Source organism: Rhodoferax sp. TH121 (assembly GCF_002251855.1).
GTDB lineage: Bacteria > Pseudomonadota > Gammaproteobacteria > Burkholderiales > Burkholderiaceae_C > Allorhodoferax.
Genome location: NZ_NOXW01000022.1, coordinates 372705 through 387608, shown reverse-complemented (window position 1 = coordinate 387608; position 14904 = coordinate 372705). Strand labels below are relative to the sequence as shown.

Here is a 14904-nt window from a genome sequence, read left to right as displayed (position 1 = left end):
GACCGGATGTGCTCACCGCTATAGACTGCCTCCCACCACTACCCTTTACGACCATGCCCAAGCTCTACCGCGACTTTGACACCCAGGCGCAGATTGATGCGCAGTACAACCCCTCCCTCGCGCTGGCCGATGCCAGCGCGCCAGGCAAACACTTCGCAGCCGCCGCCCAACAGGCCCGCAGCACGCTCAAACACCACCTGGACATTGCCTTTGGCCCCACCGTGCACGAATCGCTGGACATCTTTCCCGCCGACACACCCAACGCGCCGGTGTTCGTCTTTATCCACGGCGGCTACTGGCGCGCCCTGTCATCCAAGGAGTTCAGCGGCGTAGCCCTGGGCCTGCAGCCGCTGGGCATCACCACCGTAGTGGTGAACTACGCGCTGTGCCCCGTTGTCACCATCCCCGAGATTACGCGCCAGTGCCGTGCGGCCGTGGCTTGGACGCTGCGCAACATCGCCCAGTACGGCGGCGACCCCACACGCGTGGCCGTGGGCGGCCACTCGGCCGGCGGCCACCTGAGCGCCATGTGCCTGCAAACCGCCTGGGACAGCGACTACGGCCTGCCGCGCGACCCGCTCAAGGCCGCGCTCCTGATCAGCGGCCTGCACGAGCTGGAGCCGCTGCGCTACAGCTACCTGCAGCCCATGATCCAGCTCGATGAGGGCACCATTCGCCACTACTCTCCGGCGGCGAATGTGCGGGCGTGCCCCACGCCCACCTGGGTGACCTGGGGTGGTGCCGAGAGCACCGAATTTGCACGCCAGGCCGCCAGCTACCACGCGGCGGCACAAGCTCTGGGCAACCCGACCGAGCTGCGCGCCGTGCCAGGGGCCGACCACTTCACGGTGATCCACGGCCTGGAGGACCGCAACAGTCCCATGGCCCAGTGGCTGGTCGAACGCCTGCGCAGCTGAAATCGAAGCCGAATTGGCACCTAGCCCCGGTGGAATATGCGCCGCCAGCTATTGATTCAATAGCAAACGTCAGCGTGCGCGTCGACGCTCGGGCCGCTCGTCCTGGGCCTGCAGCCAGGCCACCCAGTCGTCCACGGGGAGCGGGCGGCTGAAGCAGTAGCCCTGCAGCTCGTCGCAGCCCAGCGCCGTGAGGGTTTGGGCGGTGGGCAGGTTCTCCACCCCCTCGGCCACAACCTTGAGACCCAGGGTGTGGCCCAGCGCAATCACGGCGTGCACGATGGCCGCGTCGGCGCTGTCGTCGAGCATGCCGTAGACAAAGGACTGGTCGACCTTGAGCTTGTCGATCTCGAAGCGCTTGAGGTAGGCCAGGCTGGAATAGCCGGTGCCAAAGTCATCGATGGCAATCTGCACGCCCAGTCCTTTGAGCGCACGCACCTGTGCCTGCGCGGCCACCGGATTGTCCATCAGCGTAGATTCGGTCAGCTCTAGCTCCAGCAGGTGAGGCTCCAGACCCGAGGCCTGCAACACACCGCGCAACTGCTCCACCAACTCCGGGTCAGCCAGCTGGGCTACCGACAGGTTGACCGACAGCTCCATGCCCTTGCACAGACCCTGGGCCTGCAGCGCCACCCACTGGGCGCAGGCCTCACGCAGCACCCACAGTCCGATGGGCTTGATGAGCCCTGTCTCCTCGGCCAAGTGAATGAAGTGGCTGGGCGCCACTTGGCCCAGCAAAGGGTTGTTCCAGCGCAGCAAGGCCTCAGCACCTTGCACACGGCGTGTGCGCGCATTCAGGCGTGGCTGGAAGTGCAGGCTGAACTCCTCGTTGTCGAGCGCCTGGCGAAGCTGGGCTTCCATGGTCTGGCGGGCCTGCACGCGCTGGTCCGTTTCGGGCGAAAAGAAGCGCGCCATGTCACGCCCTGCGGCTTTGGCCTCGTACATGGCTGCATCGGCGCGGCGCATCAGTTCGTCCTGCTCCGTGGCGTCCTCGGGGTACAGGGCGACGCCCACGCTGCAGGAGACAGCCAAGTTGTGCCCCTCCACGGTGGCACTTTGGCGCAGTGCGGGGATGAGGCGCTGGTTCACCATGGCTGCCAGCTCTTCACGGTGGGCCACATGGCGCAGGATCACCACAAACTCGTCTCCGCCCAGGCGACTGACGGTGTCGTCCACGCGCACCGCAGCAGTGAGGCGGCGCGCCACGGTACGCAGTAAGCCGTCACCTATATGGTGGCCCAGCGTATCGTTGATAAACTTGAAGCGATCCAGGTCAATGAACAGCACCGCGACCTGCTCGCCGGTGTGCCGGGCTTGCGCCAGCGCCTCGGCCAGGCGCTGTTGGCACAGCGAGCGATTGGGCAGCTCGGTCAACACATCGTGCTGGGCCAGGAAGCGAATACGCTCCTCCTTGGCCTTGCGGTCAGTGATGTCGATGGAGATGCCGATGTAGTTGACCACCTCGCCGCTGGTGGCGTTCTTGTGCACCGCAGAGACCATGAGCCAGGCGGGGTAGCTTTCGCCCGACTGCTTGCGGATCCGCACCTCGCCCTGCCAGGCGTCCTTGTCCTCCAGCTCAGACCAGAGCATGTCCTGCGGACTGTCTGTCACATAGGCCAGGTCCTGGCCTATCACCTCGTAAAAGTCATAGGCCGTGCTGCGGCAGAAGGCGCGGTTCACGCTGATGATTTTGCGCGCCTCGTCCATGATGATGATGCTCTCGCTGGATGCCTCGAACACCTTGGCCCACAGCTCCAGGCGCTGCTCCATGACCTTGAGCTTGTTGATGGGCGCAAACGCTGTGAGGATGGCATCACGCCCCTGGAACTTGAGCCGCCGGGCCGACAACACCGCCCACGAGGGGGCCGTGCCCCCGAGCCAGCGCACCTCGAACTCGTCCACTATCCCGAAGTCCGACAAGCGCTGGAAGAAGCGGCTGCGCACGCTGGCGTCCAGTCCCACGCGCCAAGGGTCCAGCGTGAGCCCGCCCAACCAAGGTTGGGCCGGGGCGTTGGCATGCAGCACCTCATGGTCCGGCACTGAAGTCACCACCATGGGGATAGGGAAAGCCTCCACCAATTCCAGCTGGGCCTCCGCAGCACGTGCGCTGGCTGCTAACTCCTGCTGGGCCAGGCGGTCACGGTCCAGCTGGGCCAGCATGCCGTTGAAGGCGGTGAACAACTGGCCAATCTCGTCGCGGCTATGCCAGCTGGCGCGGTGCGTGTAGTCCGCCGTCTTGCGCACCTTGTCGGCCACGCGCGCCAGCGCCTGCAGCGGCCGCGCGATCTGGCTGGCCACCAGGTAGACCAGGCTCAGAATGCAGCCCAACAATAGCAGCGCCGTGCCCAGGTGCAACCACATGCGCTGGAACAGACCATCCACCCGCGCGTCCAGCAGCTGCTGCATCTGCTCCAGCCCCACGCGCCAAGCCTCATCCAGTCCAGCCAATGCGGCCTGGTAGTCTTGATCCAGCGCCACGGCCTCCTGGGCGCTCAAGCCGTCCGTCGAGGCGGCCTGCACGGTGCGCGAAAAGGCATGGGCCCGCTGCTGCAGGGCTGTGCGCGTGGCGCCCAGCCCTGCTTTGAGCTGGGGTGAACCGGCCAGCCAGGCCTGCTCGTAGTCCGATTCCATGCCCTGCAGCACCGCATCGAGCCGCCCCACCAGGGTGAGCAACTGAGCACTGGGTTGCTGCCCCTGCGAGGTCTGGCCCCAGTGCTGCATGAAGTCGCGCGTGTCGTACAGCACCTGCAAGAGCTCGGGAAAGCGCAGCACCGTGAGCGACATGACGTAATAGCTGTCTAGGTCCGGGTCCAGGATCAGGTTGGACTGGTTGCCCACAATGGTGAGCAAATCCCGCCCCTGGGCCAACAAGGCGGTCTTGTTGGCCTTGCTGGAAGGGGTTTGCAACAGGGTCGAGAGCCGCTGCGACGCCTCGGTGGTGTGCAGCTGCGTGTCGTGGGCGTCACGGATGGCCTCCAGCGCCTTCAGGTCATCGGCAAACGCCGCGGACCGTGGAGTGGGTGGCGGCACCCGAAAGGCGCCCATCAGGTTGCGGCGTACCACCTCGGCGTAGTGGGCACCCACAATCTCCTTGCGGGCAAAGTCAATGGCCAGGTACTTCTCGTGGATCAAAATCCCCGAGACATAGATCACAGCAGTCAGGTCCAGCAGGTAAATCAGGGTGAGCTTGCGCCCCACACTCAAGCGGCCCAGCCACAACGGAATTTTTGACAGCATCCGGCGTCCTTCCCAACGAAGGAACACGCCAAGCAATAAACGCACCAAGTTGGCGCGGGCCGCTTCTACATATTGCGGCGGTACTGCCCACCCACTTCGAACAGCGCGCTGGTGATTTGACCCAGCGAGCAGACGCGCACGGCGTCCATCAGCACATCAAACACGTTCCGGTTATCGATCACGGCCTGCTGCAACCTCTTGAGCATGGAAGGGGCCACTTCTGCATGGCGTGCGTGGAAGTCTGCCAGCCGTTTGAGCTGGCTCTGCTTTTCGTCGTCGGTGCTGCGCGCCAGTTCGAGCTTTTCCAGCACGGCGTCGCCATGCGGGTTGCGGAAGGTGTTGACGCCGATGATGGGTAGCTCGCCGGTGTGCTTGAGCATCTCGTAGTGCATGGACTCGTCCTGGATCTTGCCGCGCTGATAGCCGGTTTCCATCGCACCCAACACGCCGCCCCGTTCGGCAATGCGCTCAAACTCGGCCAGCACCGCTTCTTCCACCAGCTCGGTCAGCTCTTCGATGATGAAGGCGCCCTGGTTGGGGTTCTCGTTTTTGGCCAGGCCCCACTCCCGGTTGATGATGAGTTGAATGGCCATGGCGCGGCGCACCGAGTCTTCGGTGGGCGTGGTGATAGCTTCGTCGAAGGCATTGGTGTGCAGGCTATTGCAGTTGTCGTAGATGGCAATCAGCGCCTGCAACGTGGTGCGGATGTCGTTGAACTGGATTTCCTGTGCGTGCAGGCTGCGGCCGCTGGTCTGGATGTGGTACTTGAGTTTCTGGCTGCGTTCATTCGCACCGTACTTCTCCTTCATGGCCACGGCCCAGATGCGGCGCGCCACGCGGCCCATCACGGTGTATTCGGGGTCCATGCCGTTGCTAAAGAAAAAGCTCAGGTTGGGCGCGAAGTCATCGATGTGCATGCCACGCGCCAGGTACGCCTCCACAAAGGTGAAGCCGTTGGACAAGGTGAACGCCAACTGGCTGATGGGGTTGGCCCCCGCCTCGGCAATGTGGTAACCGCTGATGGACACGCTGTAGAAATTGCGTACGTCGTGGTGCACAAAGTACTCGGCAATGTCACCCATCACCTTCAGGGAAAACTCGGTGCTGAAGATGCAGGTGTTCTGGCCCTGGTCTTCTTTCAGGATGTCGGCCTGCACCGTGCCGCGCACATTGGCCAGCACCCACTCCTTGATCTTGGCGGTTTCGGTCTCGGTGGGCTCGCGACCGTTGTCGGCCTTGAACTTTTCCAGGTTCTGGTCAATGGCCGTGTTCATGAACATGGCCAGGATGCTGGGCGCCGGTCCGTTGATGGTCATGGACACGCTGGTGCTGGGGTTGCATAAGTCAAACCCACCGTACAGCACCTTCATGTCGTCCAGCGTGGCAATAGACACGCCGCTGTTGCCCACCTTGCCGTAGATATCGGGTCGCGGGTCGGGGTCGTTTCCGTACAACGTGACCGAGTCGAAGGCGGTGGACAGGCGCTTGGCCGGCATGCCTTCTGACAGCAGCTTGAAGCGGCGGTTGGTGCGGAAAGAATCGCCCTCACCTGCGAACATGCGGGTCGGGTCTTCGCCTTCGCGTTTGAAGGCAAAGGTGCCAGCGGTATAGGGATAGCTGCCGGGCACGTTGTCCAGCATGAGCCACTTCAGAATTTCACCATGGTCCACATACTGCGGCAGGGCCACCTTGCGGATGGTGGTGCCGCTCAAGGATCTGGTGGTGAGTGCGGTGCGGATTTCCTTGTCACGAATCTTCACCACGTAGTCATCGCCCGCATAGGCCTTTTGCATTTCGGGCCACTGGGCCAGCAGTTTGCGCTCGGCCGCGCCCATGCGCTCCTCGCGCTGGGTGGCCAGGTCTTGCACGGCAGAGACTGCACGAACCTTATCCGGGTTGGCCTCCAAAAGCATGCGGCCGCTTTCACGCAGCTGCTGAATTTCGCGAGCCAGTTTGGCCTGCTCGCGAGCCCGTTTTTTGTAGCCGCGCACGGTATCGCTGATCTCGGCCAGGTAGCGCGTGCGCGCGGCCGGCACTACGGGGGTCTGGTTGCTGCTGTGGCGCACGGCCACCTTGGGCAGACTGCCTTCTTTCAGTGGAACGCCAAGCGCCTGCAAACGCGGCGCCAACGCTTGGTACAGCGCGGTCACGCCGTCGTCGTTGAAGCGGGCAGCCATGGTGCCAAACACCGGCATCTGCTCGGTAGGTGTGGTCCAAGCTTCCTTGTTGCGCTGTACCTGCTTGGCCACGTCGCGCAGCGCATCGCTAGCACCCTTGCGGTCGAATTTGTTGATGGCGACGAACTCGGCGAAGTCGAGCATGTCGATTTTCTCCAACTGGCTGGCGGCACCGAACTCGGGTGTCATCACATACAGCGGCACGTCCACGTGGGGCACGATGGCCGCGTCGCCCTGGCCAATGCCCGAGGTCTCCACCACCACCAAGTCGAAACCCGCGACCTTGCAGGCAGCAATCACGTCCGGCAGGGCGGCGCTAATCTCAGACCCGAAGTCGCGAGTTGCCAGCGAGCGCATGAACACTCGACTGCCTTGCTGCCAGGGGCTGATGGCATTCATGCGGATGCGGTCGCCCAGCAGCGCTCCCCCACTCTTGCGGCGTGAGGGGTCGATGGAGATGACGGCCACGCGCAGACTGTCGTTCTGGTCCAGCCGCAGCCGGCGGATCAACTCGTCGGTCAGGCTGGACTTGCCGGCGCCACCGGTACCGGTGATGCCGATGGTTGCTATCTTTTTAGTAGCTGCTTGCGCACGTATCTCCTGGGCTAGGACCGAATTGAGCTTGGATCCTTCGATGGCGGTCAGCAGCTGGGCCAGTGCGCGCCAGCTGGCTTCCGTATGGCCCTGGATAGCAGAAAGATCGGTGGGCGCCAGCTTGGTGATGTCCTTGTCGCAGCGCATCACCATCTCGCCAATCATCCCCTGCAAGCCCATGCGCTGGCCGTCTTCTGGGCTGTAGATTCTGGCCACGCCATAGGCATGCAACTCGCGGATTTCGGCTGGCACGATCACGCCACCGCCACCGCCAAACACCTGGATGTGCGCGCCGCCCCGGGCTTTGAGCAGGTCCACCATGTACTTGAAGTACTCCACGTGGCCCCCCTGGTAGGAGCTGATGGCGATGCCTTGTACGTCTTCCTGCAAAGCGGCGGTTACCACCTCGTCCACGCTGCGGTTATGGCCCAGGTGGATGACCTCTGCGCCCATGCCCTGGAGGATGCGACGCATGATGTTGATGGCGGCGTCGTGACCGTCAAACAAGCTGGCCGCCGTGACAAAACGCACCTTGTGGGTGGGGCGGTAGTTGGCCAAGGCCTTGAAGTCGGCGGACAAATCAGTCATGGGGCACTCGCAAGAAGAAAGAGGCCTGAAATGGCCAGATTGACGTTTACGTAAACGTCAACTGTAAACCATCCAACCCAACGCGGGCTTACGCATTTACCCGGTCTAAAACCGCATGACTTTGACCTGAATATGGTCTAAGTTCGATCTTGTCTGGCTAAAGCACCCCCCCTAGGATTCCGCCACCCCCCCGAGCCAGACGGTGGGCGGAACCCAAAAAAATACAGGAGACAGACTTTGGCACCCTGGGACGATTTGTCTTTGGACGAGACCGCTTTGCTGCAGGCCATCTTCTGGTCGGAAGGCAGCTCGCGCTTCGCCTTGTCCGACCGCTTGGAGTTTTCCAAGAGCAAGACCAATAGCCTGATTGCAGGCCTGCTGGACGTGGGCCTGCTGGAGGAAAGCGGCTTGCGTGGCTCCACCGGCGGTCGGCGCCCTGAAACCATCAAACTCAGCCCTGAGCTGGGCGTTCTCATCGGCGTGGACCTGGGCGCCACCAGTCTGGACGTGGCCGTGCTGCGCCCCGACCTGACCGTCTTGGCCCGCCACACCGAAGTGGCCGATGTGCGCAGCGGCCCCGGCGTAGTGCTGGCGCGGCTGCGTGTGCTGTTGCGCCAGCTGCTCACCCAGTGCGGTGTAACGCCCAAGCGAGTCATTGCGATTGGTCTGGGCGTACCGGGCCCGGTGGATTTCGAGAGCGCCCAGTTGGTCAACCCGCCGCTAATGCCCGAGTGGGACAGCTTCTCCATTCGTGACTACCTGCGCGAGGAATACAGCGCTCCGGTGTTTGTGGACAACGATGTGAACCTGATGGCGCTGGGCGAGCTGTGGCGCTTGCAGGGTGGATTGCAGAACTTCCTGGTCATCAAGGTCGGCACCGGCATTGGCTGCGGCATCGTCTGCCACGGCGAGGTCTACCGTGGCGCCAATGGATCTGCCGGCGATGTGGGTCATATCTGTGTGGACGTGGACGGCCCGCGCTGCCATTGCGGCAAGCTGGGCTGTGTGGAGGTGATGGCTGCGGCTCCCGCCATCGTGCGGTCTGCCACCGAAGCCGCCACCTCGGGCGAGAGCCCGCTGCTGGCCGCCTCACTAGAAGCCAACGGCGTAATTACCCCCGAACTGGTAGGCCAGGCCAGCCGCAATGGCGACGCCGCCGCCAACCGCATCATCCAGGAATCAGGCAACCGCATCGGGCAGATGCTGGCCTCGGTAGTGAATTTCTTCAATCCCTCGCATGTGTTCATAGGCGGCGGGCTTACGCGCACAGGGCCGCAGCTGCTGGCCTCGGTGCGACAAAGCGTCTACCAACGCTCCCTGGCGCTGTCCACACGGCATCTGGAGATCCAGTACACCCCGCTGGCTGAGCGCGCGGGCGTGGTAGGCGCAGGCGTGTTGGCCATGCAGGAAACCCTGAAACACCGAAAGGCCGCAGCATGAGTCTGAATATCGAGTTCCGCGGCACCACCAAGTCATTCGGCCCGGTGCAGGTGCTGCACGGCGTGGACTTTCACCTGCCCACGGGCCAGGTGCTGGGCCTGCTGGGGGAAAACGGCGCGGGCAAATCCACGCTGATGAAAATCCTGGCCGGTTTTGAACAGGCCACGGGCGGCAGCCTGCTGCTCAATGGCGAACCCCAGGCCTTTGCAAGCTCCCGCGATGCCGAGGCCCAAGGCATCGTGCTGATCCACCAGGAATTCAGCCTGGCAGAAGATCTGACGATTGCGCAGAACCTGTTTTTGGGCCACGAGAAAAAACGCGGCTGGGGCCAGCTGCTGCTGGACGACGAGGCTATGCGTGCCGAGGCGCGCCAGGCGCTGGCCCAGGTGGGCCTGGCCGCCGATGTGAACACGCGCGTCAAAGACCTCATCGTGGCCGAAAAGCAGCTCGTGGAAATTGCGCGCGCCCTCTTGCGCAAGGCGCGCCTGCTCATCATGGACGAGCCCACTGCCACGCTCACCCCCACCGAAACCGAACGCCTATTTGGACTGATGCGCCAGCTCAAAAGCGAAGGCGTAACCCTGGTCTATATCTCGCACAAGCTCGACGAGGTGGAGCGCATGACCGACCAGGTGGTGGTGATGCGCGACGGCCGCTGCGTGGCCCAGCAACCCACCGCCACGCTGACCCGCCAGCAAATGGCCAACCTCATGGTGGGCCGCGAACTGGCCGACCTCTACCCGCCCAAGAGCATGCCGCCCGCCGACGCCACACCGGCCCTGCGCGTGCAAGGCTTCAGCGTGCCCGGCTGGGCGCAGGACGTGAGCTTTGCCGTGCGGCCCGGCGAGATTCTGGGCTTTGCGGGCCTGGTGGGCGCCGGCCGTACCGAGCTGTTTGAAGGCATTCTGGGCCTGCGCCCGCGCAGCGCTGGTACGGTGGAGATGGACGGCCAGCCCCGCACCATCCGCAACCCGCGCGACGCCGTGCGCCTGGGCCTGACCTACCTCAGCGAAGACCGCAAGGGCAAGGGCCTGCATGTGCATTTCGGCCTGCGCGAGAACCTCACCCTGATGGCGCTGGAGCGCTATGCCACGCCCTGGCTGCAAAGCGCCCAGGAAGAGCAGGCCCTGGCGAAGGCCGTGACCGAGTTCGGTATCCGCACCGGCAGCCTGCAGATCAAGGCCTCCAGCCTGTCGGGCGGCAACCAGCAGAAGGTGGCACTGGCCAAGGTGCTGCACCCCGGCCCCAAGGTCGTGGTGTTGGACGAACCCACGCGCGGCGTGGACGTGGGTGCCAAGCGCGACATCTATCTTTTGATCCAGCAGCTGGCCGCACAAGGGCTGGCCGTGATCGTCATCTCCAGCGAGCTCATGGAGCTCATTGGCCTGTGCCACCGCGTCGCCGTCATGCGCGCCGGTCGCCTGCAGGCGACGCTGGAATCCCAACAACTCAGCGAAGAGGAGCTCATCGCCCATGCAACCGGAACGCACTATGGAACCCACTAAAACCGCCACCACCGGCGCGGCCAGCCACTGGCTTGGCAAGCTGCACGGCATGGGCCCGGTGATCGGCCTGGTGCTGCTGTGCATTGCGGGCACGCTGCTCAACGGCAACTTCGCCACACTGGACAACATCACCAACGTTCTCACCCGCACAGCCTTCATCGGCATCATTGCCGTAGGCATGTGCTTCGTCATCGTCTCCGGCGGTATCGACCTGTCGGTGGGCTCCATGGCCGCGCTGATCGCGGGTGCCGTCATCCTGGCGATGAACTGGCTCTCGCCGCTGCTGGGCTCGCTGGTGGGCACCGTAGCACTGGGGATGCTGCTGGCCATTGTGCTGGGCGCCGTGTTTGGCCTGGTACACGGCCTGCTCATCACCAAGGGGCGCATCGAGCCCTTCATCGTGACCTTGGGCACGCTGGGCATCTTCCGCGCCTACCTCACCTACTTCTCCAACGGCGGCGCCATCACGCTGGACAACGACCTCACCGATGTCTACAGCCCGGTTTACTACGGCAGCCTGCTGGGCATCCCCATCCCGGTGTGGGTGTTCCTGGCCGTGGCGCTGGTCGGCAGCCTGGTGCTCAATCGCACCACCTACGGCCGCTATGTGCAGGCCATAGGCTCCAACGAACAGGTGGCGCGCTATGCCGCCGTGGATGTGGACCGCGTCAAGCTGCTCACCTACGTGTTGCTGGGCGTATGCGTCGGTATTGCCACGCTGCTGTATGTGCCGCGCCTGGGTTCGGCCTCGCCCACGACCGGCCTGCTCTGGGAGCTGGAAGCCATTGCCGCGGTCATTGTGGGCGGCACCGCTCTCAAGGGCGGCGCGGGCACCATCACCGGCACGGTGGTGGGCGCGGTGCTGCTGTCCGTCATTAGCAACATCCTGAACCTCACCAGCATCATCAGCGTGTACCTGAATGCTGCGGTGCAGGGCTTCGTGATCATCGCCGTCGCTTTTCTTCAGCGCTCGAAAAGATGAGGCCCCCACGCTCCACCGCTACGCGGGTCGCTGCCCCCCAGGGGGGCGCTGCCCGCCTTGGGACGGCCCGGCGGCGGACGTCCTACGTTTTCCCCCAACCACAGCAAGCGCTGTTTTTCTCAACCTGCAATCGGAGACAACTGAAATGAAAAAAATCACCCGCAGACTCGCACTGACCGCCGTGGCCCTGGCTACGCTGGGAGGTGCTCCCAGCTTCGCCGCCGAGAAGGTGGTACTGGGCGTGTCCATCCCGGCCGCCACCCACAGCTTCATGGCGGGCGTGGTGTTCTGGGCCAACCAGGCCAAGGCCGAGTTGGAGAAGGCCAACCCCGGCCTGCAAGTCATCGTCAAAACCGCCAGCGGCTCGCCCGAACAGGCCAACCAACTGCAGGACTTGCTGACCGTGAACAAGATCAACGCCTTGGTGGTGCTGCCCTTTGAATCCGCAGCCCTGACCAAGCCCGTGGCCCAGCTCAAGGGCAAGGGCGTGTACGTGACCGTGGTGGACCGCGGCCTGACCGACACCAGCGCACAGGACGCTTACGTGGCCCCCAACAACACCACCTTCGGTGAAGTACCGGCGGCCTACATAGGCAAGGCGCTGGGCGGCAAGGGCAACGTAGTGGTACTGCGCGGCATTGCGTCCAACGTGGACAACGAGCGCAACGATGCCTTCAATGCAGGTCTGAAAGCCTTCCCCGGCATCAAGGTGCTGGACGCCAAGTACGGCAACTGGAACCGCGATGATGCGTTCAAGGTCATGCAGGACTACCTCACCCGCTTCCCGCAGATCGACGCCGTCTGGGCGGCTGACGACGACATGTCGGTCGGCGTGCTCAAAGCCATTGACCAGGCCAAGCGCACCGACATCAAGCTGGTGTTCGGCGGTGCCGGTGCCAAGGGTTCCATCAAGACCCTGATGGACGGCAGCGATGCCCGTATCCAGGCCAACGTGTCGTATTCGCCCAAGTTCATCTACGACGCCGTGAAGATGACCGCCGAAGCCCGCCTCAAGGGCGCCAAGCTGCCCGCCACCACCATCATTCCGTCGGTGCTGATCACCAAGGACACGGCCAAGAACTTCTACTTCCCGGACTCTCCGTTCTAAGCCAGCTGTAGATTTATAAGAAAAAGGCCTGTGGCGCCCATTGAATATGCGCAAGCAGCTATTAAAACAATAGCGCTCAGCCACAGGTCCCCTCTCCCTTTTCCTTTGGAGTGTCTCCATGGCAAGACCTGTCACCTTGTTCACCGGCCAATGGGCCGACCTGCCGCTGGCCGAATTGGCCCCGATGGCCAAACGCATGGGCTACGACGGCCTGGAGCTCGCCTGCTGGGGCGACCATTTCAATGTGCAGGAGGCGCTGGCCTCTGCCACCTATATCCAAGACAAGCGTGCACTACTGGCCAGCCACGGCCTGCAGTGCCTAGCCATCGGCAACCACTTGGTAGGCCAAGCTGTGTGTGACCGCATTGACGAGCGCCACCAGTCCATCCTGCCCGCCCATGTGTGGGGCGATGGCAATCCCGAAGGCGTGCGCCGTCGCGCGGCCGCCGAACTACAGGACACCGCCCGCGCCGCCAGGAAGTTTGGCGTGAAGACCGTGACCGGCTTCACCGGCTCCTCCATCTGGCACTCAATCTACGCCTTCCCGCCCACCAGCCAGGCCTACTGGGATGCGGGCTTCGCCGACTTTGGCGCGCGCTTCACACCCATCCTCGATGTGTTCGACAAGGTGGACGTGAACTTTGCGCTGGAGGTGCACCCCACCGAGATTGCGTTTGACATCGCCACCAGCGAACGCGCGCTGGCCGCAGTGAACCAGCACCCGCGCTTCGGCTTCAACTTCGACCCCAGCCACCTGGCCTACCAGGGGGTGGACTACATCCGCTTCATCCGCACCTTTGGCCCGCGCATCTTCAACGCGCACATGAAAGATGCCTGGTGGGGTAAGGGCGACGGCACCGTGGGCACCTTTGGCGGCCACACCAGCTTTGGCGATGCCCGCCGTACTTGGGACTTCCGCAGTGTGGGTCGCGGCATGATTGATTTCGAATCCATCATCGTCGCCCTCAACGACGTGGGCTACCAAGGCCCCCTGAGCGTGGAGTGGGAAGACAGCCGCATGGACCGCGAGCACGGTGCCACCGAGAGCGCCGCCTTCTGCAAACGCCTCGATTTCAAACCGGCCGTCGGCGCGTTTGACGCCGTATTCGCCAAAGACCAGCAAGCCACATGACCCAGAGCCATCCCCCGCGCCGTCTGCGCTACGCCATGGTGGGCGGCGGGCGCGACGCCTTCATCGGCGCCGTGCACCGCAAGGCCGCCGCGCTGGACGGCCAGATCGAACTGGTGGCCGGCGCCCTCTCCAGCAGCCCGGAGAAGGCACGCGCATCGGGCCGTGACCTGTTCCTGGCGGACGACCGCAACCACGGCAACTGGCAGGATCTGCTAGCCGACGAGCTGAAGCGCCCGCCCGAGGAACGCATCGACTTTGTCTCCATCGTCACGCCTAACCATGTGCACTACCCGGTGGCCCAGGCCTTTGTGGAAGCGGGCTTCCATGTGGTCTGCGACAAGCCGCTGGTGCATACCGGTACGCAGGCACAGGCCCTTGTCGAAGCCGTCCGCAAGCAGGGCACGGTGTTTGGCGTGACCTACAACTACACCGGCTACCCGCTGGTGCGCCAGATGCGCCACATGGTGCAGAGCGGCGCCATTGGCACGGTGCGCAAGGTGGTGGTGGAGTACCACCAGGGCTGGCTGGCCACCGCGGCAGAGGCCACGGGCAGCAAGCAGGCTGCCTGGCGCGTGGACCCGGCGCTCAGTGGTGCAGCGGGCGCCATGGGAGACATTGGCTCCCACGCAGAAAACCTGCTGAGCACCGTGACCGGGCTGACGATTGAATCCCTCTGCGCCGACCTCAGCGCCATGGGCGCGGGCCGTACGTTAGACGACGACGGCAACATGCTGCTGCGCCTCTCCGGCGGCGCACGCGGCGTGCTCATCGCCTCACAAATCTGCACCGGCAGCGAGAACGACCTGCGCCTGCGCGTGAGCGGCACCACCGGCAGCCTGGTCTGGTGCCAGGAAAACCCCAACCAGCTGCTACACGCACCACTGGACGGACCGGCACGCACGCTGACGCGCGCCTCAGCGGGTTTGTGCGAATCGGCCCTGCGCGCGTCGCGCCTGCCCTCAGGTCACCCCGAGGGCTTTATCGAGGCCTTTGCCAACGTCTACTTGGGGGTGGTCGCCGACATTCGCGCACGCTTGCAGGGTGTGACCGCGGACCCATTGGCCGCCGACTACCCGCGCGTGGAAGACGGTGCACGCGGGGTGCATTTCATCGAAAAGGTGCTGGCCTCCGCAGGCAGCACCCAGAAATGGACCGCCCTGAGCGAGCCCGCTGGCGCTTGACCTGCCGCATGGCGTAGGGCCTGACAAATCCAGTACAGTGGCAAGG

At 64.0% G+C, this 14904-nt stretch carries 9 protein-coding genes; 7 read left to right on the top strand and 2 right to left on the bottom strand.

Annotated features, from left to right (window positions below):
- Window positions 1-53: 53 nt before the first annotated feature.
- Entirely contained in the window at window positions 54-917 is an 864-nt protein-coding gene (locus tag CHU94_RS16180; RefSeq protein ID WP_094481763.1) for an alpha/beta hydrolase, read from the top strand.
- Between the two features lie 69 nt (window positions 918-986).
- Here CHU94_RS16180 and CHU94_RS16175 read toward each other — a convergent pair whose 3' ends face one another.
- Window positions 987-4151 (bottom strand): EAL domain-containing protein, encoded by a 3165-nt coding sequence (locus CHU94_RS16175; RefSeq protein ID WP_094481761.1) that lies wholly within the window; start codon window positions 4149-4151, stop codon window positions 987-989.
- 65 nt (window positions 4152-4216) lie between these two features.
- Window positions 4217-7510: a fused isobutyryl-CoA mutase/GTPase IcmF gene (gene icmF, locus CHU94_RS16170; RefSeq protein ID WP_094481759.1), complete on the bottom strand. Its 3294-nt coding sequence runs from the start codon at window positions 7508-7510 to the stop codon at window positions 4217-4219.
- Between the two features lie 237 nt (window positions 7511-7747).
- Between icmF and CHU94_RS16165 the strand changes: the two genes are divergently transcribed.
- The 6 genes from CHU94_RS16165 to CHU94_RS16140 all read left to right on the top strand — a co-directional run bounded on the left by CHU94_RS16165 (window position 7748) and on the right by CHU94_RS16140 (window position 14858).
- Window positions 7748-8950 (top strand): ROK family protein, encoded by a 1203-nt coding sequence (locus CHU94_RS16165; RefSeq protein WP_094481757.1) that lies wholly within the window; start codon window positions 7748-7750, stop codon window positions 8948-8950.
- Window positions 8947-10455, top strand: coding sequence for a sugar ABC transporter ATP-binding protein (locus CHU94_RS16160; RefSeq protein ID WP_094481755.1), 1509 nt, complete (start codon window positions 8947-8949; stop codon window positions 10453-10455). The genes CHU94_RS16165 and CHU94_RS16160 overlap by 4 nt, the downstream gene beginning before the upstream one ends.
- Window positions 10442-11437: an ABC transporter permease gene (locus CHU94_RS16155; protein WP_094481753.1), complete on the top strand. Its 996-nt coding sequence runs from the start codon at window positions 10442-10444 to the stop codon at window positions 11435-11437. Before CHU94_RS16160 ends, CHU94_RS16155 begins: the two co-directional genes overlap by 14 nt.
- Window positions 11438-11582: 145 nt before the next feature.
- Window positions 11583-12545: a substrate-binding domain-containing protein gene (locus CHU94_RS16150; RefSeq protein WP_094481751.1), complete on the top strand. Its 963-nt coding sequence runs from the start codon at window positions 11583-11585 to the stop codon at window positions 12543-12545.
- Window positions 12546-12663: 118 nt separating this feature from the next.
- Window positions 12664-13677 (top strand): sugar phosphate isomerase/epimerase, encoded by a 1014-nt coding sequence (locus tag CHU94_RS16145; RefSeq protein WP_094481749.1) that lies wholly within the window; start codon window positions 12664-12666, stop codon window positions 13675-13677.
- Window positions 13674-14858, top strand: a complete 1185-nt coding sequence (locus CHU94_RS16140) for a Gfo/Idh/MocA family protein (protein ID WP_094481747.1) — start codon at window positions 13674-13676, stop codon at window positions 14856-14858. The genes CHU94_RS16145 and CHU94_RS16140 overlap by 4 nt, the downstream gene beginning before the upstream one ends.
- The last annotated feature ends 46 nt before the right edge of the window (window positions 14859-14904 follow it).

What these genes read in the sequence shown, in the direction of transcription:
- CHU94_RS16180 (WP_094481763.1), top strand. Translation starts at nt 54, where the DNA reads ATGCCCAAGCTCTACCGCGACTTTGACACCCAGGCGCAGATTGATGCG.
- CHU94_RS16175 (WP_094481761.1), bottom strand. Translation starts at nt 4,151, where the DNA reads ATGCTGTCAAAAATTCCGTTGTGGCTGGGCCGCTTGAGTGTGGGGCGC.
- icmF (WP_094481759.1), bottom strand. Translation starts at nt 7,510, where the DNA reads ATGACTGATTTGTCCGCCGACTTCAAGGCCTTGGCCAACTACCGCCCC.
- CHU94_RS16160 (WP_094481755.1), top strand. Translation starts at nt 8,947, where the DNA reads ATGAGTCTGAATATCGAGTTCCGCGGCACCACCAAGTCATTCGGCCCG.
- CHU94_RS16155 (WP_094481753.1), top strand. Translation starts at nt 10,442, where the DNA reads ATGGAACCCACTAAAACCGCCACCACCGGCGCGGCCAGCCACTGGCTT.
- CHU94_RS16150 (WP_094481751.1), top strand. Translation starts at nt 11,583, where the DNA reads ATGAAAAAAATCACCCGCAGACTCGCACTGACCGCCGTGGCCCTGGCT.
- CHU94_RS16145 (WP_094481749.1), top strand. Translation starts at nt 12,664, where the DNA reads ATGGCAAGACCTGTCACCTTGTTCACCGGCCAATGGGCCGACCTGCCG.
- CHU94_RS16140 (WP_094481747.1), top strand. Translation starts at nt 13,674, where the DNA reads ATGACCCAGAGCCATCCCCCGCGCCGTCTGCGCTACGCCATGGTGGGC.